This window comes from Streptomyces sp. NBC_01261 (assembly GCF_036226385.1).
Classification (GTDB): domain Bacteria; phylum Actinomycetota; class Actinomycetes; order Streptomycetales; family Streptomycetaceae; genus Streptomyces.
The window spans coordinates 9858513-9876730 of sequence record NZ_CP108463.1; the positions used below are offsets into that span (position 1 = coordinate 9858513).

18 protein-coding genes are annotated in these 18218 nt (G+C 71.5%); 5 read left to right on the top strand and 13 right to left on the bottom strand.

What is annotated here, in order from left to right; translation table 11 throughout:
* Positions 1–19: 19 nt before the first annotated feature.
* Together OG226_RS43830 and OG226_RS43835 are read left to right on the top strand one after the other, a co-directional pair.
* Positions 20–1024, top strand: a complete 1005-nt coding sequence (locus OG226_RS43830) for an ADP-ribosylglycohydrolase family protein (RefSeq protein WP_329352221.1) — start codon at positions 20–22, stop codon at positions 1022–1024.
* On the top strand, positions 1021–1935 hold the full coding sequence (locus tag OG226_RS43835) for a PfkB family carbohydrate kinase (protein WP_329352222.1): 915 nt from the start codon (positions 1021–1023) through the stop codon (positions 1933–1935). Before OG226_RS43830 ends, OG226_RS43835 begins: the two co-directional genes overlap by 4 nt.
* A gap of 13 nt (positions 1936–1948) precedes the next feature.
* Here OG226_RS43835 and OG226_RS43840 read toward each other — a convergent pair whose 3' ends face one another.
* The 10 genes from OG226_RS43840 to OG226_RS43885 all read right to left on the bottom strand — a co-directional run bounded on the left by OG226_RS43840 (position 1949) and on the right by OG226_RS43885 (position 12417).
* The gene (locus OG226_RS43840; protein WP_329352223.1) at positions 1949–3370 is read right to left on the bottom strand and encodes a family 2B encapsulin nanocompartment shell protein; all 1422 of its coding nucleotides are present in this window, start codon (positions 3368–3370) and stop codon (positions 1949–1951) included.
* Between the two features lie 195 nt (positions 3371–3565).
* Positions 3566–4948 carry an FAD-binding oxidoreductase gene (locus tag OG226_RS43845; protein WP_329352224.1) on the bottom strand — a complete coding sequence of 461 codons (1383 nt, stop codon included), beginning with the start codon at positions 4946–4948 and terminating at the stop codon, positions 3566–3568.
* Between the two features lie 28 nt (positions 4949–4976).
* Complete coding sequence (locus OG226_RS43850; RefSeq protein ID WP_329352225.1) at positions 4977–6083, bottom strand: acyl-CoA dehydrogenase family protein; 1107 nt, start codon at positions 6081–6083, stop codon at positions 4977–4979.
* Complete coding sequence (locus OG226_RS43855; protein ID WP_328685132.1) at positions 6080–7087, bottom strand: ABC transporter substrate-binding protein; 1008 nt, start codon at positions 7085–7087, stop codon at positions 6080–6082. The genes OG226_RS43850 and OG226_RS43855 overlap by 4 nt, the downstream gene beginning before the upstream one ends.
* 42 nt (positions 7088–7129) lie before the next feature.
* Positions 7130–8230, bottom strand: a complete 1101-nt coding sequence (locus tag OG226_RS43860; RefSeq protein ID WP_329352226.1) for an LLM class flavin-dependent oxidoreductase — start codon at positions 8228–8230, stop codon at positions 7130–7132.
* 51 nt (positions 8231–8281) lie between these two features.
* A complete protein-coding gene (locus OG226_RS43865) occupies positions 8282–9250 on the bottom strand; it encodes an ABC transporter substrate-binding protein (protein WP_329352227.1) in 969 nt (322 codons plus the stop codon).
* Complete coding sequence (locus tag OG226_RS43870) at positions 9247–9963, bottom strand: ABC transporter ATP-binding protein (protein ID WP_033278595.1); 717 nt, start codon at positions 9961–9963, stop codon at positions 9247–9249. The genes OG226_RS43865 and OG226_RS43870 overlap by 4 nt, the downstream gene beginning before the upstream one ends.
* A gap of 2 nt (positions 9964–9965) precedes the next feature.
* Positions 9966–10841 (bottom strand): ABC transporter permease, encoded by an 876-nt coding sequence (locus OG226_RS43875; protein WP_329352228.1) that lies wholly within the window; start codon positions 10839–10841, stop codon positions 9966–9968.
* Positions 10838–11683 (bottom strand): sulfurtransferase, encoded by an 846-nt coding sequence (locus OG226_RS43880; RefSeq protein WP_329352229.1) that lies wholly within the window; start codon positions 11681–11683, stop codon positions 10838–10840. The genes OG226_RS43875 and OG226_RS43880 overlap by 4 nt, the downstream gene beginning before the upstream one ends.
* Positions 11680–12417 carry an alpha/beta hydrolase gene (locus OG226_RS43885; RefSeq protein WP_329352230.1) on the bottom strand — a complete coding sequence of 246 codons (738 nt, stop codon included), beginning with the start codon at positions 12415–12417 and terminating at the stop codon, positions 11680–11682. Before OG226_RS43885 ends, OG226_RS43880 begins: the two co-directional genes overlap by 4 nt.
* Positions 12418–12765: 348 nt before the next feature.
* Between OG226_RS43885 and OG226_RS43890 the strand changes: the two genes are divergently transcribed.
* A complete protein-coding gene (locus tag OG226_RS43890; protein WP_328685138.1) occupies positions 12766–13614 on the top strand; it encodes a LysR family transcriptional regulator in 849 nt (282 codons plus the stop codon).
* A gap of 19 nt (positions 13615–13633) precedes the next feature.
* Here OG226_RS43890 and OG226_RS43895 read toward each other — a convergent pair whose 3' ends face one another.
* Both OG226_RS43895 and OG226_RS43900 read right to left on the bottom strand, forming a co-directional pair.
* Positions 13634–14035 (bottom strand): MarR family winged helix-turn-helix transcriptional regulator, encoded by a 402-nt coding sequence (locus tag OG226_RS43895; RefSeq protein WP_329352231.1) that lies wholly within the window; start codon positions 14033–14035, stop codon positions 13634–13636.
* A gap of 106 nt (positions 14036–14141) precedes the next feature.
* A complete protein-coding gene (locus tag OG226_RS43900; RefSeq protein ID WP_329352232.1) occupies positions 14142–14492 on the bottom strand; it encodes a VOC family protein in 351 nt (116 codons plus the stop codon).
* Between the two features lie 267 nt (positions 14493–14759).
* Here OG226_RS43900 and OG226_RS43905 point away from each other — a divergent pair, with 267 nt between their 5' ends.
* A complete protein-coding gene (locus OG226_RS43905; RefSeq protein ID WP_329352233.1) occupies positions 14760–15611 on the top strand; it encodes a nitrilase-related carbon-nitrogen hydrolase in 852 nt (283 codons plus the stop codon).
* Between the two features lie 112 nt (positions 15612–15723).
* Positions 15724–17064, top strand: a complete 1341-nt coding sequence (locus tag OG226_RS43910) for a hypothetical protein (protein ID WP_329352234.1) — start codon at positions 15724–15726, stop codon at positions 17062–17064.
* A gap of 63 nt (positions 17065–17127) precedes the next feature.
* On the opposite strand, the gene OG226_RS43915 is transcribed toward OG226_RS43910, so the two are convergent.
* The gene (locus OG226_RS43915; RefSeq protein ID WP_328685143.1) at positions 17128–18159 is read right to left on the bottom strand and encodes a LacI family DNA-binding transcriptional regulator; all 1032 of its coding nucleotides are present in this window, start codon (positions 18157–18159) and stop codon (positions 17128–17130) included.
* Positions 18160–18218 lie beyond the last annotated feature (59 nt).

The following is an 18218-nucleotide window of genomic DNA, read 5'->3' on the forward strand; positions in this document are numbered from 1 at the left end:
CTGCCCCCGGAAAGCACCCATGACCCTCCAGAGCCGCGCCACCGGAGCCCTCTACGGGCTCGCCCTCGGAGACGCCCTCGGCATGCCCACCCAGATGCTGTCCCGCCCGGACATCACATCTCGCTACGGCCCGTTCCTCACCGGCTTCCAACCGGCCGCCTCCGACCATCCCCTCGCCGCCGGGATGCCGGCCGGAGCCGTCACCGACGACACCGAACAGGCCCTGCTCCTGGCCCGGTTGCTCCTCGACGGCAAGGGCCGCGTCGACCCCGCGGAACTCGCCCGGCGGCTGGTCGCCTGGGAGGACGACATGCGGGCCCGCGGCTCGCTCGACCTGCTCGGGCCGTCCACCAAGCGCGCGGTGGAACTCGTCCTCGCGGGCACCCCGGTCGACGAGGTCGGGCGCTACGGCACCACCAACGGCGCGGCGATGCGGATCGCCCCCGTGGGCATCGCGGTGTCGGTCGCCGACCCGGCCGAGTTGGTGGACCGGGTGGTCGAGGCCAGCAACCTGACCCACAACACCGGGGTCGCACTCGCCGGTGCCGCGGCCGTGGCCGCCGCTGTGAGCGCGGGAGTTGACGGCGCATCGGTTCCCGAGGCGGTCGAAGTGGCCGTGTCGGCGGCCCGGTCGGCGGCGGGGCGCGGACACTGGGTGGCCGCCGCCGACGTCGCCGAACGGATCGTCTGGGCGACCGGGCTGGTGCGTGGCCTGACCGAGGCCCAACTCTGCGAGCGGGTCTACGCGTTGGTCGGGACGAGTCTCGCCACGCAGGAATCCGTGCCCGCCGCCTTCGCCGTACTCGCCGCCTTCCCCGACGACCCCTGGCGGGCCGCGCTGCTCGCCGCGTCCGTCGGCGGGGACTGCGACACCATCGCCGCGATCGCGGGTGCCGTCGGGGGCGCCTGCCACGGGGTGGACGCGTTCCCGGCCGACGCGCGGGAGACGCTCGTACGCGTCAACCCGAAGCTCCAACTGGACGCCACAGCAGCCGCGTTGCTCGGACTGCGGGCCCGGTCGTGAGTGGCAGGCTGTGGCACCTCGGCAATGTCGTCGTCGACCTGGTCCTCGATGTCCCGGCCCTTCCCGAGCGCGGCGGCGACGTCCTCGCCACCCGCACCGAGCTCACCCCGGGCGGCGGCTTCAACGTCATGGCAGCCGCGGCCCGCCAGGGACTTCCGGTGACCTACGCAGGAGCGCACGGCACCGGCCCCTTCGGTGACCGGGCCCGCGCCGCGCTGCGGTCCGAGGGCATCGACGTCCTGCTCGCACCGCGCCCGCAACCGGACACCGGCTTCGTCGTCTGCCTGGTCGACGCGGACGGCGAGCGCACCTTTGTCACCAGCCCCGGCGCAGAGGCCACCCTCACCCCCACCGACCTGGCTGAACTCCGGCCCAGCGCGGGCGACTTGGTGTACGTCACCGGATACAGCCTGCTCCACGACAGCAACCGCACCGCCCTGCTCGACCTCCTGCCCCGACTGGACCCGGCCGTCACGCTGGTCACCGACCCGGGGCCGCTGGTCCATGAAATCCCCGCTGAGGCCGTGGAGTTGCTGCTCGCCCGCTCCGACTGGTGGAGCTGCAACGCCCGCGAGGCCGCGCTGCTCACCGGCATGGACGACCCGGCCGAAGCCGCCCGCGTACTCCAATCCCGGCTGGGGCGCGGCTCGGTGCTCGTCCGTACCGGCCCCGACGGATGTCTCCTGCGCCAGGGTGAACGCCTCGTCGCCGTCCCCGGGTTCGCCGTGGACGCCGTCGACCTGAACGGCGCGGGCGACGCGCACACCGGGGTGTTCATGGCCGCCCTCGGGCAGGGCCTTGACCCGGTGGCCGCCGCTCACCGGGCCAATGCGGGCGCCGCTCTGGCCGTCACCGCGTCGGGCCCGGCCACGGCGCCGGACGCGGCCCGGCTGGACGCGTTCCTGAACTAGTCCCGCACCGCGGTCAGTTGCCGTCCCGGCGGGAGACCTCGACGTTCTCCAGGATGCCGATCGCGTCCGGCACCAGGACGGCGGCCGAGAAGTAGGTGCTCACCAGGTAGGAGATGATCGCCTGCTCGTTGATGCCCATGAACCGTACGTTGAGGCCCGGTTCGATCTCGTCCGGGATGCCCGTCTGGTGGAGGCCGATCACGCCCTGGTCGTCCTCGCCGGTGCGCATCGCGATGATCGACGACGTACGGGACGCGCTGACCGGGATCTTGCCGCACGGCAGCAACGGCACCCCGCGCCAGGCGGGCAGATGGTGGCCGCCGACGTCGATGCCGCTGAAGTAGACGCCCCGCTTGTTGCACTCGCGGCCGAACGCGGCGATGGCCCTCGGATGGGCGAACAGGTAGCGGGTGTCGCGCCGCATGCTGAGGAGTTCGTCGAGGTCGTCGGGGGTCGGGGGCCCGGAGTGGGTGGAGATCCGCTGGTCGTAGTCGGCGTTGTGCAGCAGGCCGAAGTCCCGGTTGTTGACCAGCTCGTTCTCCTGCCGCTCGCGCAACGCCTCGATCGTGAGGCGGAGTTGCTGCTGGGTCTGGTTCATCGGCTGGTTGTAGAGGTCGGTGACCCGGCTGTGCACCTTCAACACGGTCTGGGCGACGCTGAGTTCGTACTCGCGCGGGGCGAGGTCGTAGTCCACGAACGTGCCCGGCAGGTCGGGTTCGCCGACGTGTCCGGCGCTGAGGTTGATCGCCGCCTCGCCGAACGGGTTGACCGGGCCGTGCTCGTCCGAGCCGACCGAGGCGACGTGCGCGCTCAGTTCCGGGTGCCGCTCCGCGACGGCCTGGTACGCCGAGTGCGGCAGCGCCAGCACGGTGGTGGCCGTCGCCGCGCGGGCCGTGAACTCCCAGCTGCCGTCGGGATCGGCGAGCACCTGGCCGCCGAAGGTGTCGCCGTCGGCCAGCAGGCCGGTGACCGTCTCGTCGCCGTAGGGACCCTCCCCGAGCTGCTCCACCTTGCCGTGCGCGATCAGGAACACCTGGTCGGCGGGGCGGCCCGCCTCCACGATCAACTGGCCCGGTGCGAACTCCCGTTGCTCGAACCGGTCGGCCAGCGCGCCGAGCGCGTCGGCGTCCGCGAAGTCGCGCAGCGGCGGCAGTTCGCTCAACTCGGCCGGGACGACCCGCACTTGTGCGCCGGTCTGCACGAACGTCACCCGTCCGTCGCCCTGCGTGTAGGACAGCCGGCGGTTGACGCGGTAGGTGCCGCCGGGCACGTTCACCCAGGGCAGCATGCGGGTCAGCCAGCGTGAACTGATGCCCTGCATCTGAGGTTCGGACTTGGTCGTGGTCGCCAGAGTGCGTGCCGCGGCGGTACCGAGGCTCTGCTGTTCCCGCTCCTCGGCGCCCGCCTCGGGCGCGGTACCGGTGTCGACCGACATGGTGCCTTCTCTCCTGTCGCGCGGGTGACGGGACGGCTGTCCTCCGTCACATTCCGTGCGTAGAGCTACCCGTTGTCGGTCACGACGAGTGATGACTTCGGACGGCGGTCGAGGCACATGCCAAAAGCACGTGCTCCCGCACCACCCTCGGATCACTCGGCCTCACCCGTTCGGCGGTATCCGATCCGGGGCGCCTCACAGGGTCTTGCCGGGGTTGAGGATGCCCCGGGGATCGAACGCCTCCTTCAGCCGGCGCTGCAACGCGTGGGCGGTGGGCCCGAGTTCGTCCGCCACCCACTGCCGCTTCAGCACGCCCACGCCGTGCTCGCCGGTCAGCGTCCCGCCCAGTCGCAGCGCCAGCGCGAAGATCTCGCCGGCCGCCTCCCAGGCCGCGTCCGGCAGCCGGTCCAGGGCCGGATCGACCACGATGATCGGATGGAGGTTGCCGTCCGCGGCATGAGCGAGCGTGTAGACCGGCACGCCGTGCCGGGCCGAGACGCCGCGGATCTCGCGGACCGCCTCCGCGAGCCGCGAGCGGGGCACGGCGATGTCCTCGATCAATGGCCGCCCCAGCCGCTCCAGCGCGGGCAGCGCGAGCCGCCGGGCCGCGAGCAGGGCCTCCGCCTCGACCGGGTCCGCGGTGGTCTCCACGCTCGTGGCCGTCGGCGCCAGTACCCGCGCGACCTGCTCCGCCTCGATGGCCGCCCCCGCCCCGTCGCACTGCACCAGCAGCAGCGCCGACCCGCGCTCGCCCAGCGCCGGATCCACGGCCCGCAGCACCGGCCCGTCGAGCAGCTCCGCGAGCGCCGGTACGACCCCGGCCCGCCCGATCGCGTACGACGCCTCGGCCGCCGCCTCGAACGAGTCGAAGTAGGCGGCCAGTGTCGCGGTCGCCACCGGCACCGGGCGCAGCCGCAGCGTCGCCGAGGTGATGACGGCGAGGGTGCCCTCGGAGCCGGTCAGCAGCGCGGTGAGGTCGTAACCGGTGACCCCCTTCACGGTACGGCGGCCGGTCGTGACCACCGTCCCGTCGGCGAGTACGGCCTCCAGACCGAGCACGCTGTCCCGCGTCACCCCGTACTTCGCGCACCGCAGCCCGCCCGCGTTGGTCGCGATGTTCCCGCCGATCGTCGAGATCGCCGCACTCGCCGGATCGGGCGCGTACCGCAGCCCGTGCGCACCCGCCGCCCGGTCCAACTCGGCGGTGATCACGCCCGGTTCGACCACCACGAGCTGGTCGTCGGCCGACAGTTCGAGGATGCGGTTCATTCCGGACAGGTCCAGCACGAGCACGCCCTCACCGGCCGACGCCCCGCCCGACAGACCGGTGCCCGCACCGCGCGGCACCACCGGCACGCCCAGCGCGTTCGCGTGCCGGAGCGTGACGGTCACGTCCTCGGTGCGCCGCGCGTGCACCACGGCGAGCGGGACACCGTCCGGCCGGGTGCCCGACCGGTCCGTGGTGTACCCGCCCAACGTGCGTGGGTCCGTGGCCAGTTGGTCGGGCGGCAGATCCCGGGCGAGCAGACCGAGCAGCCGGGCGGCGGCGGTGGGGGTGGTGGGGGGAGCTGTGGTCACGGGTTCCGTACCTTCACTGTGCGTGCCTTCACGGATTCAACGCCTTCGTTCCGATCGCGAGCAGGGAGACGTCCTCCTGGGGCGCGTGCACGGGCGCGCACTGGATGTCCCGGAAGTGCCGCTCCAGCGGATTCCCGCGCGCGAGCCCGGGATTGCCGAGCAGCCGTACGGCCAGCTCCACCGCCCGTACGCCGTGTCGGTCCGCCAACACCCGTGCCCCCAGAGCCTGTTCGGGGGTGTACGAGGAGTCGGCGGAGTCCACCCGCGCGGCTCCGCCGAACACCAGCTGCTCGGCGGCTGAGACCAGCACCTCGATCTCCCCGGCGGTCCTGCGGAAGCGTTCCGTACGGGCCACCGGATGGCCGAGGTTGGCGGGCACGCGTGTGTGGGCGAACGTGTGGAAGAAGGACTGGGCCGCCCGTGCCACCCCCAAGTAGAGGGCGGCGAGGGGGAGATGAAGGGAGGCGCCGGCCCGGTTGTCCTGCTCGGCGGACGCGCCGTACGGGCCGATGCCGATGACGTGCTCGTACGGGATCTCCACGTCCCGGAACGTCACGTCGTGGCTGCCGCTGGCCCGCAGGCCCAACTGGTCCCACCGGCCGGTGATTTCGATGCCGAGGGAGCCGCCCGGTACGAGGAAGGTGCCGACACGCGGCTCCGGTTCGTCGGTGGTGGCCCACACCAGGAACCAGTCCAGGCCCTCCGCGCCGGTCACGAAGCGTTTGGTGCCGCTCAGCGACCAGCCGTCCGGGGTGCGCCGGGCGAGCGTCGAGGGGAGTCCGCCGCGTGCGGGGGAGCCCAACTCGGGTTCCACGCGTGCGTGGTTGACGAGCACCGGCCGCTCGAACGACTCCTTGACCACACGCGCGTACAGCTCCTCCGGCCAGTGCGGCTGTACGGCCTGCCGGGCGTGCGTGTTGAGGGTCATCGCCGCGATCAGGGCCACCGACGGGTCGCCCTGCCCGATCCGGTGGAGGATGCGCGCGCTCTCCTCGACCCGGGCGCCCCGGCCGCCGTAGGACTCGCCGATGGTCGCGGTGAGGAGGCCGGCCTCGTGGGCGATGCGGAGGGAGTCGGCGGGGAAGGCGCCCGACTGGTCGTAGCCGGCGGCCAGTTCGGCGATGCGGGCGGTCACAGGGCCTTCTTCAGGTCGGAGTCGAGTGCGGTGGTCCAGAAGGACTTCACGTCCAAGTGCTTCTTGAGCGCGCCGAGTTCGGTGAAGGCGTCGGCCACCTTCTGCTGGGAGGCGATCGTGTCGGCGCCTACCGTCCTGGCCTGCGTCGGACGCTGCTTCTGCGCGGCGAGCAGGTCCGACTCGGCCTGCGCCACGGGCTGGTGGGTGGCGTCGGCGGTGACCTTCGCGAAGCCGTCCTCGTGGCCGTCACGGACATAGGCGTACGCCTTGGAGATCCGGGCGATCAGGTCGGCGGCGGCGGCCCGTTGGGCGGGGCTCTTGAGGACGCTGTCGCGTGCGGACCAGAGGAAGTTGCCGGAGAGGATGTCCGCGCCGGAGCCGACCGTCGTCGCGCCCTGCTGGTGGGCGGTGATGATCGACGTGCCGTAGGAGGCGAAGGCGTCGATGGAGCCGCCGTTCAGGGCCGCGAGGCCGTCGTTGGGGAGCAGCGGCTTGGCGTCGATGTCGGACCAGGTCAACCCGGCCCGCTTCAGCAGCTCGTAGAGGAAGTAGTGGGCGGTGGTGTTCTGGACGTAGCCGACCTTCTTGCCCTTCAGGCCGGCGATGTCGGTGACCTTGGAGCCCCTGGGGACGATGACTTCCTGGTTCAGGGTGGTGCCGCGCTGGACGGCGACGACCTTGAAGTCGGGATTGCCGTCGGCCGCCGAGAAGAGGGGCGGGATCTCGCTGGAGGAGGCGAGGTCCAGTGCTCCGGCGCGGACGGCCTGGAGTTGCTGGTCGCCGCCCTGGAACAGGCTCCACTTCACCTTGTACGGGGTGTCGTCGAGGTGGGCGTACTTGAGGACGGCCTCGCCGACCTTCCAGCCGGTGTCGCCGACCCGCAGGGTCACGGAGGAGACGTCGGACGAGGACTCGGCCTTCGCGCTGCCTCCGCAGGCGGCGGCGAAGGGGAGCAGCAGGGCGAGGGCGGCGGCGGACGCGCGCAGGGAACGGCGGAACAACACGGTTTCTCCATAGGGGAGTTCGCAATCAGAGAGAGGGGCGGGTCAGGCGGCTTGCGAGGTCGTGGCGCGGTGGGCGAGTTCCTGGCGGACCAGTGGCAGGACGTGCCGGGCGTAGTCGATCGCGTCGTTGAGCGGGTCGTAGCCGCGGATCGACAGCAGGTCGCAGCCGATGTCGACGTAGTCGAGGAGGGCCTGGGCGACCGTCTCGGGCGTGCCCACAAGGGCGGTTGACGCGCCTTCGGCATTCGTGGCGACGGCGGGGGCGGTCCACAGGCAGCGGTCCTGGACCTCGCCGCGCTCGGCGATGTCGAGGAGGCGCTGCGAGCCGACGTTCGCGGGGCGGCCGGTGGTGCGGTAGTGGCGGAGCGACTCGGTGTTCCTCGCCTGGTCCTTGAGGACGCCGAGGGTGCGGTGGGCCTTCTCCCAGGCGAGTTCCTCGGTGGGCGCGATGATCGGGCGGAACGACACCCAGATACGGGGATGCGGGCGCCCGGCGGCATCCGCGACCGCGTTGACGGCGGCGATCTGCTCGGCCGTCTCCTTGAGCGGCTCGCCCCACAGCCCGAAGATGTCGCCCTGCTGACCGCCCACCCGGTACGCGTCCTGCGAGGAGCCGCCGACCGAGATCGGGACGAGGCCGTTCACCGGCTTCACGTCGGAGTGGTAGCCCTCGAACGTGAAGTACTTGCCCTCGTGCGAGACGGGCCCCTCGGCCTCCCAGACCTTGCGCAGGATCTGGATGTACTCGTCCGAACGCTCGTACCGCTCGGCCTTGTTGAGGTAGTCGCCCTCCCGGCGCTGCTCCTCGTCGCTGCCGCCGGAGATGATGTGCAGCGTCAGCCGGCCATTGCTGATCCGGTCCAGCGTCGCCAGGGCGCGGGCCGCGTGCGTGGGGAAGATGACGCCGGGGCGGTGCGCGAGGATCGGGCGGACGCGCTCGGTGTGGGTGGCGACGAACTGGGCGACCTGGAAGGCGTCGGGCGAGGCCGAGTGGTAGGCGACCAGGGTGTGGTCGAAGCCGCCGTCGTCCAACGCGCGGGCGTACTTGCGCAGATGGTCGACGTCGAAGCCGGTACGGCTCGACGCGGTGGGACCCGAGGCCCCGGAGTCGGTGTGGACGGCGCTGATGAACTCGACGGGCATGAGCGAACTCCTAGGACGGGACGGTCACTTGAGCAGGGGAGGTGTCCGTGGTCACTTGAGCAGCGAGGTGTCGGCGGACTTGGCCACGTCCACGTTCGGGTCGAGGACCCCGATGCTGTTCATGAGGTCGGCGACCTGCTGGACGGTCGTGTCGACGTCCGAGGTGATCGGCAGCACCTGGCTGTAGGCGGCCGAGGCGAGGGTCTTGGCGACCGTGGCGTCGGCGCCGTTGCGCTGCTCGATGGCCTTCGCGTACGCGTCCTGGTGGGTGCTGGTCCACTTCAGCGCCGCGCTCAGCCGCTGGAGGAAGTCCGAAAGGGCCGTCTTCTTCGCCGAGTTGGCGAGTGCCTTCTCCGAGGCGTTGATGAAGCCGTAGCCGCTGACCCGGCCGTCCGCGCCGTCGACGAGGAGCTTGCCGCCCTGCTCCACACCGACCGCCTGGTAGACGCCGAACGTCGCCCAGATCTTGACCTTCCCGGAGGCGAAGGCGGCCTGCGCGTCGGTCGGCAGCAGGTACTGCACCTTGACGTCCTTGTAGTTGAGCCCGTTCTGCTTCAGCACGTTGGCCAGCAGATACTCCGAGATGCTGCCCTTCGCCGAGGACACCACGACCTTCTGGCCCTTGAGGTCCTTCACGCTGTCGATGCCGGAGTCCTTGCGGACGACGATCCCGACGTGCGTACCGTCGTTCTTGAGGGCGGCGATGTTCTTGATCCTGACACCACCGCTGAGCGCCTGGAGCGCGGGCAGGTCGGCCGAGTACCCGGTGTCGGCGGCGTCCGCCTGCACGGCCTGGTAGAGCGGGGCCGCGCCCTGGAACTCGGCCCACTTCACCTTGTACTCGGCGCCCTTGAGCGCGTCCGAGGCGGCGATGATCGTCTGGAGCGTCTTGGCCTGGTCGCCGATGGTGAGGGTGACCTGCCCGCCGGCGGAGGTGTCCGCCGAGGAGTCGGCGCCGCAGGCGCTCAGCGTCAGCAGGGAGGTCAGGCTCAGGCTGGCGGCGGCGATTCTGCGGATCACGAGGGGGTTCCTTCCAACGTGCGGGTCACGCCGAGCCAGTTCAGGAGGCGGGCGCGCAGGGTCACGAACTCGGGGGCGGTCAGATCACGGGGGCGGGGCAGGTCGACGGTCACCTCGTGGGCGATACGGCCCTCGTCCATCACCAGGACCCGGTCGGCGAGCAGCAGCGCCTCCTCCACGTCATGGGTGACCAGGAGGATCGCGCACCCGTGCAGCCGCCACAGCTCGGCGACGAGCGCCTGCACCTTGCCCCGGGTCAGCGCGTCCAGCGCCCCGAACGGCTCGTCCAGCAAAAGGAGTTCGGGCTCACGGACCAGGGCACGGGCGAGCGAGACGCGCTGGGCCTGACCGCCGGACAGAGTCTTGGGCCAGACGGTCGCGCGCTCCGCGATGCCGACCTCGTCGAGCGCCTTCAGGGCGAGCGCCCGGTCGGGTCGCCCCGGCAGCCCGAGCACGACGTTGCGCCACACCTTCAACCACGGGAGCAGCCGCGGCGATTGGAAGGCCGCGCTGCGCCGCGCGGGCACGGTCACCTCGCCGCCGATCTCGTCGTCCAGCCCCGCGAGAATCCGCAGCAGCGTCGACTTGCCGCAGCCGCTGTGCCCGAGCAGGGCCACGAACTCGCCCTCACGGATGTCCAGATCGAGGTCGTGCAGCACGGTGTTGCCGTCGAAGGCCCGCGAAAGCCCCCGAATCTCAACGGAGTTGGCCATGTCTACGCCTCACCCTCGAAGTTGGCCCGCCAGGTCAGCAGCCGGCGCGACAGGATCCGTACGGCGAAGTCGCAGGCGAGACCGAGCAGCGCGTACACGACGAGGCACAGCACGATGACGTCCGTACGGAAGTACTGCTGGGCGTTGCTCATCAGATAGCCGAGCCCCGCGTCCGCGTTGACCTGCTCGGCGAAGACGAGCGCCAGCCACGCGGTGGACAGCGCGTACCGCAGGCCCACGAGTGCCCCGGGCAGCGCGCTCGGCAGGATCACGTACTTGATCAGCCCGAACCGGCCGAGCCCCATCATCCGGGCGGCCTCGACGAGTTGGGCGTCGGTGGAGCGGATGCCGCCGTAGATGTTGAAGTACAGCGGATACGTCACCCCCAGCGCGACGAGCGCGATCTTCGGGGTCTCCTCGATGCCGAACCAAACGATGAACAGCGGGATCAGACCCACCCAGGGGATCGCCCGGAACATGCCCATCGAGGAGTCGATGACGTCCTCGCCGAGCCGGAACAGCCCGGCCAGCAGCGACAGGACCAGCGCGACGGTCGCGCCGATCAGGAACCCGATGGCGGCGCGACGGCCCGACGCGGCGATGGCGTGCGGGAGTTCACCGTTCTTCGTCAGGTCCACCGCCTGGCGGATGACGTCGACGGGGGAGGCCAGTACGGACTCGGGGAGCACTCCGGTGGCGGAGGTCAGGAACCAGAGGAGGACGAGGCCGACCGGTCCGGCGGCGCGTCGCACCGAACGGGGCACGGTGAAAAGGCGGTTCACCTTCGCGGCGCCGCGGATGGTGACCCGGGTGGACGGCGCGGGCACGACCTCCCTCTGCTGCGGCAGCACGGCCGCGTTCAGGGGTTTCGTCGTCATGGCCGGTCTCCCGTCGCCGCCGGGCGCGCGGGATCGGCGGACCAGGCGGACCAGGAACCCGGGAAGAGCGTCGCCTCGAACCCGGCGATCTCCAGCGCCGCGATCTGGTGGGCGGCGGTGACCCCGGAACCGCAGTACACGCCGATGCGCGCCGCGTCCCCGGCACCCCGCTCCTCGAACCGCTTGCGCAGCGACTCCGGTGCCAGGAACGTCCCGTCCGCCGCGAGGTTCTCCCCGGTCGGCGCGGACACGGCCCCCGGGATGTGCCCCGCACGCGGGTCCACGGGCTCGACCTCACCCCGGTAACGCTCACCGGCGCGGGCGTCCAACAGCAGCCCCGATACGGCGAGTTCGGCGGCCCCGTCGGCATCGGCGGTCGGCAGCGCACCCACGCGGAGCACGACATCACCCGGCGTCGGATCGGCGGGAATCCCTGACTCCAGCGGCAGCCCCGCTGCCCGCCAGGCGCCCAACGCCCCGTCCAGCAGGGTCACTTCGGTGACGCCCGCGTAGCGCAGCAGCCACCAGGCGCGGGCGGCTGCCGTGTTGCCCAGGTCGTCGTGGACGACGACGGCTCGGCCGTCGCCGATGCCCCAACGGCGGGCGGATTCCTGGAGTTCGGCGAGGTCGGGGAGCGGGTGCCGGCCGCCCTCGGGGCTCGCCGGTGCGGCCAACTCCGTGTCCAGGTCGACGTAGACCGCGCCGGGGATGTGACCGTCCGCGTAGTGGTCGCGGCCGTGCGGGTCGCCGAGGGCCCAGCGGACGTCGAGCAGGACGGGCGGCTGCTCGGAGCCCAGGAGTTCGGCCAGCTCGGCGACCGTGGTCGTCACGCGGCTGCTCATGTCAACTCCGCCGCGATAAGCGGCAGTTCACGGGTCTCGCCGGTCTCGCGGACCTCGGGGGTCAGCCGGAGCCGTTCGAGGAAGAGGACGACCGTGGCGGCGGCCGTGCGGTGCAGGGCGTCGTTGAGGACGTCGTGCCGGCCGCCGTGGAAGACGACGGTGTGGACGCCCGGCTGACCGTCGTAGACGCTCAGTGCCCGGTCGAGCGGGCTGATCGTGTCGTCCTCGCCGTGCAGGGCCAGCACCGGGACGCGCACCAGGTCCAGGCGCGGTTCGGGCAGGTCGGGGGTGTCGTCGATGGCGCCCCGGCGGAAGTCGGGGTCGTTGGTGAGGCGCCCCTGATGGGTCGGGCAGGCGGTGCGGGCCGCGGCCTCCTCCTCCCAACTGCCCGCTGTCCAGGCGCCGGTGGGCAGCCCCGCCAGGATCAGCGCGTCCACGCCCGCGGTCTGCTCGGCGGCGAGCTGAAGGGCGTGGAGTGCGCCCGTGTCGGATCCGACCAGTACCTTCGGGCCGGGCAGCGACTCGTCGGCGAGCAGCTTGGCGGCCTGCTCCAGGACGGCGGGGTCGGCGGCCGGGTCGCCGAGGGCACGGACGCGGTAGGCGTCGTAGCCGAGCCGGCGGCCGAACCGCTCGTAGACACCGCCGTGTTCGCCCCGCCCGGCCAGCACGATCAACGTGCCGCGCGCGGCGAGACCTTCGGGTTCGTCCCAGGAGGAAAGGGAGGAAGAGGGCATGGGGTGACAGCTCCCAACGAGGGAAAAGGGGAGGGAAATTGAGGAGAGGGGGGAGAAGTGGGCAGGCCGAAGCCGCCGTCACGTGTCAGTGCGCAGGGCGGACGTGATCAGTGAGAACTCGGGAAGGGTGCCGCGGAAGGGCGGTGGGTCAACGACAGCGCGCGCTGCACGCCACGCCGAAGTCGATGACTCGGCGCTGCGTCAGAAGGGCAGCGAAAGCGGTCGTGTGCAGCATGCGCCCATCATGACCGGCCGCCACCGATCGCGTCCAACGATGATTCCGCATCGAAATCGATCAGTTATCGCGATCGATGCGGATCGATACGCGGAACGGCTACCGTCACCGGCATGCCCCAACCTGTCCTCGACATCGTGGCCCTGCGCAGCCTGACCGCGATAGCCGACCGTGGCGGCTTCCATCGCGCGGCCCGGGCCCTCGCCCTGAGCCAGTCCGCGGTCAGCCAGCATGTGCGCAGGCTGGAGAAGACACTGGGGAGGCCGATCGTCGAGCGGGAGGGACGGGGCACCCGGTTCACGCCCGAGGGACGGCTGCTCCTGGAACAGGCCCGCCGCATCCTCGCCGTCCACGACGAGGCCGTACGCACGCTGCTCGATGTGGAAGGTGACACCGTCACCATCGGCTCCACCGAACACGCGGCCGACCAGTTCCTCCCACGGCTGACCGCGGCGGTCCAGGAGGTGCGGCCCGGCTGCCGGGTCCGGTTCCGCATCGACCGCTCGGCCCGCCTCGTCGAGGCCGTGGAACGCGGCAGCGTCGACGTCGCGGTGTACGTCACCGAGGCCGCGGCCACCGAGGGCACACCGGTCGGCGGCCTCCCGCTCACCTGGCACGCCACCCCCGGCTGGCAGCCACCGGCCGCGCCCGCGCCCGTCCCGCTGGTGGCCATCGAGGACCCGTGCGCGATCCGCCGCCGCGCGATCTCGACCCTCGCCGCGCACGGGGTGCCGGCCGCCGTGGTCGGCGACGCGGGGTATCTCGCCGGGGTGCTCGACATCGCCCGCACGGGACAGGGAGTCGCGCTGCTCGCGGCGGTCGGTTCGGCTCCGGACGGGCTGACTCCGTACGACGGGCTGCCCTCCGTCACGCCGATTCCCATGAGCGCGCTGGCCCGGCCGGGGGCGGATCCGGCGACGGTGGAGGCGGCGTTCGCGGCCGTACGGGATCTGCTGCGGTGAGCTGCCGGGGAGGCGGCGACTAACCCTGGGTGTCGTCCAACATCCGTACCAGGACGCCCCGTTGGAGAGGCAGTACCTCAGCGTGCAGGGCACGCCCCTTCTGTGTGAGCGCGACCCACACCCCGCGGCGGTCCTCGATGCACACGGAGCGTTCCACGAGGCCGTCCTTCTCCAGCCGCCCGATGAGACGGGAGAGGGCGCTCTGGCTGAGATGGACCCGGCCGACCAGGTTCTGCACCCGGCACTGGTCGCCCTCCTCGGGCGCCTCGGACGCGAGCATGTCGAGCACCTCGAAGTCGCTCGCGCCCAGGCCGTACGGATGCAGTACGCGGTCGATCTCGCACATCGTGCGCGCGTGCACGGACAGGATGTCCCGCCACTGTTCCTCTAGCTGCCGGGCACCGGCCGACTTCACTGCCATACAGGCACGGTACACCGATTCGGCCAGTTATTGAGTACGCAACTAGTGCACACGCAAGTAGCTGGCTGTCGCGGCGCAGATGCCGGACGGCCGACCCCGGTGTGGGTCAGGCGGCCGGATTCTGGGTGAGCCCGACGAAGTTGCCGTCCGCGTCCTTCACGAACGCGATCAGCTTGCCGCCGCCGACGTCTTGGACGTCCTGGACCATTTCCGCGCCCGCCTCCACCATCGCCGCGAGCCGCGTCCGGATGTCGTCCACGGTCCAGTACGGCACCGGTCCGGTCATGCCCCGCGCGTGCCCGTTCGGGTCGAGACCGATGTCCTGCCCGGCGGCCTTGTACCCGACGTAGTACGGCTCGTCCGCGTACGGCTCGACTCCCAGCAGGGCGCCGAACAGGGCCTTCGCACCGTCCAGGTCCTTGACGGGGTAGATGATCGTGTTCAGTCCGTCGGTCATGGCGGGCTCCTCCGTGAAGCGTGGTCCGACGGATTTCGCCGGTGAATTCAGGCTAGGGCTGGGGAGGGGCCGGGGGCTTCTCCAATCCTGACCGGCTGCGCCGCGCGGGGTGGTGTCGGCATCGCGGGCCACCGTGCGCGGTCCGGGCCTGGGCGGATCCGCCGTGCGGTCCGAGGGTCTCTGGCATGCCGTGTGCGGGGTGGTGCGTCCGGCGTACAGCGAGGGGCTGGACCGTCATGAGGGCGGGGGCCGGAAGGTCCGTCGGCGGTGTGCCGGTCGGCAGGCTTCTTCGGCCGCTCGGTGACCGACGCCCAACGGGCGGCGTTCGCCCGCGTCCCGGACATCGCCACGGCACCCGCCGCACAGGTCGAACCCGCCATGACCGCCATGGAGAACGACCTGCTCGCCGCCACCCGGCGCGAGGCAGCCGCCGGAGCGAAGATCGTGATCTGGCCCGAGGAAGCCGTCAGGACCCAGAAGTCCCACGCACCGGTCGCCATCGCGGCCGCACGGCACGGGGCCCGCCGGTCGGGCATCTACCTGGAGATCGGCATCCGCGTCCACAGCCCTGCCGGCCCCACCCACGACAAGGACGAGGCGCTCCTCATCGACCCGCACGGAAAGGTGCTGTGGACCTACCAGAAGGCCCACCCCATCCCCGGCTCCGAGCAGTTCACGCCCGGCGACGGCCGCGTCCCGGTCGCCGACACCCCGTACGGCCGCATCGCCAACGTCATCTGCTACGACGCAGACTTCCCCGCCATGATGCGCACCCGCGCCGACATCATGCTCGTGCCCTCCCACGACTGGAAGGAGTACGGAAGCGCGCACACCGAGAAGGCGAGCCTGCGGGCCGTCGAGGGCGGCTACTCACTGATCCGCCAGGACGCGGAGGGCCTCTCGACCGCCTACGACGACGAGGGCCATGTCCTCGCCTCCACCGACTACTTCACGACCGGCCGCCAGATCATGGTGGCCTACGTGCCCACCCACGGCGTCACCACGGTCTACGACCGGATCGGCGACACCTTCGCCTGGCTCTGCCTGGCCTGCCTCCTCGCGCTCACCGCCACGGCCCTCGCCGGCCGGGGCCGACCGAGCCGATCAAGAAAACGGTAAGAACCACCCGTCCCGCGCCCCCCACCTACAACCTTCCACCCCGGCCCACCGTCCAACTCCCGCCCGGTGCTGGTCACTTGCCGGGTTCTCTCTTTCCCAGCTGGGGGATCACATGAGTCCTGTCTCCGTCGGACGCGTGCTGCGTCGCGGGGTCTGTGCCGGAGCCGTGGGGGCGTTGGCCGTCGCCGGTCTCGGGAGTGGGGCGGCGGTCGCCGACGAGGTACCGCAGACCGATGCGCTGGCGGTCCAGTCGCCGTACGACGTGACGGCGACCGTCGCTCCCGACGGTGGTGTCGCGCGGTACCGGCCGCTGGCGCTGGGGCTGACGCACAGCAATGACGCCTTCACCCCGACCGACGGACGGCTCACCGTCGACGCCTCCGGACTCGCCGGGGTCGCCGAGGTGGCCTGGCCCGACAACTGCACGCCGGACGACAGCGGCACCGTCGCCGTGTGCGACACCGGGGACGTGCCGATCCGCTACAGCGCGCAGGTGCGGCTGAAGGTCCGGGCCGTCAGCGGCGCCGCCGTCGGAGCGCAGGGCACGGTCACGTACTCCGCCGAGGCCACCGGCGGCCCCGACGGCACGCTCGTCGCCCAGGGCGGCAACGACACCACCGTCACCGTCGGCTCCGGCGTCGACCTCGGCATCAGCACCCCGCAGGACGCCACCGGCGTCGAGCCCGGCACCAGCCTCACCGTGCCGTACGCGATCACCAACACCGGCGACGAGACCGCCCACGGCTTCAGCCTGAGCATGTGGGCGACGTACGGCCTCGACGTCACCACCCGCTACCCGCAGTGCGCCTACACGGGGTCGGACGTCGACGGCACCGGCTTCACCACCGTGACCTGCTCCTTCGACACCGAGATCGCACCCGGCGCCACCGTCGAACTGCCGGCGCCCCTCCAACTCGCCGTCACCGGCCACGCGTTGCACGACCGCTTCGACTACGACGTCCAGCCCGCCGCCGACACCACCGACCTCGACAGCTCCGACAACAGCCGCTCCTGGCACATCGACGCCGACAACACCGCCGACTTCGCGGTGTACGGCACCTCGGTGAGCGGCGCGGCCGGTGAGACCGTCACCTCCGGCTTCCGCTTCGTCAACCACGGGCCCGCCTGGGCCGGCGACGTCAGCGCCGGCGATCCGATCACCACGATCGACTTCCACCTTCCGGAGGGCACCACCGCCACGTCCGTGCCCAGGACCTGCCACAACGCCTGGACCTCCGGCGACGACCCGGCCATCGGCCACTACGCGTGCACCCTGCCGACCTGGGCCAAGCCGGACCTGGACGTCACCTTCCCGTTCCAGCTGCGCATCGACCGGGTCGTCCCCGACGCGACGGGCCGGGTCACGACCCTGTCCTACAGCGGAACGCCCCTCGCCTTCGACTCCAACACCGAGAACAATACGGCCGAGGTGATTGTCAACCCGTCCACCTGACGGCGACGAGGAGGGGGCGAGCCCGTAGTTCGTCCCCTCAACTTCCCCCGAGGGCAAGCCCGTTCACGTCGACTCGCGTTTCACCAACTCCGTCGGCAGTATCACCGCCGCCGTGTCCTCGCCCCCGATCTGCGCCAGCAGCACCCGCACCATCTCCGCGCTGATCCGGTCGAACGGCTGCCGCATCGTGGTGAGTTCGGGGCTGGACGCGAGTGCGGCGGGGGAGTCGTCGAAGCCGCCGACCGCCACGTCCTCCGGCACCCGCCGCCCGGCTCGTTCCAGCGTGGTCAGTACGCCCCGCGCCATCAGGTCCGAGGCGACGAACACGGCGTCCAGGTCCGGGACTTGGGCGAGCAGCCGCTCGGCACCCTTCTCACCGCTGAGCCGGCTGTAGTCGCCGGAGACGACAAGGCGCTCGTCCACCTCGATGCCCGCCTCCGCGAGCACCTCCTTGTAGCCGGCGAGGCGCTCGACACCGCCCGGCGTGTCCAGCGGGCCGGTGACCGTGCCGATGCGGCGGCGGCCGAGGGAGAGCAGGTGCCGGGTCATGTCACGGGCGCCGTCCCGGTCGTCGGCGGCGACATAGCTGATCTTGGAGCCGAGCCCGATCGGCTTGCCGCACGCGACCAGCGGTACGCCCGCCTCGCTCAGCTCCTCCGCCACCGGGTTCCCTGAGTGGCTGGAGACCAGCAGCACCCCGTCGACGTGCCCGGAGGTGATGTAGCGCGTGATGCGCCGCCGTTCGTCCTCGGTGCCGGCCAGCATCAGCAGCAGCGGGATGTCGTGCGCGGCCAGCGCCTGGGTGCAGCCGCGCAGCAGGATGTTGAAGTTCGGGTCCTCGAAGAACTTCTCCTGCGGTTCCGTCAGCAGGAAGCCGACGGAGTCCGAGCGCCCGGTGATCAGTGACCGGGCGTGCCGGTTCACGACGTAACCCGTCTTGCGGATGGCCGCGTTGACGGCCTCCTGTGCGGCCGGGCTCACATAGTGCCCGCCGTTGAGGACGCGCGACACCGTGCCCCGCGAGACACCGGCCTCGCGCGCCACGTCATGGATCGTCGGTGGTCTGCGCCGACCCCCCGTATTGGTCATGGTCAAGACTCTACGGCTCCCGGACCCGGAGCCAGAAGCACCGTACTGGGAGCGTTCACAGCAGA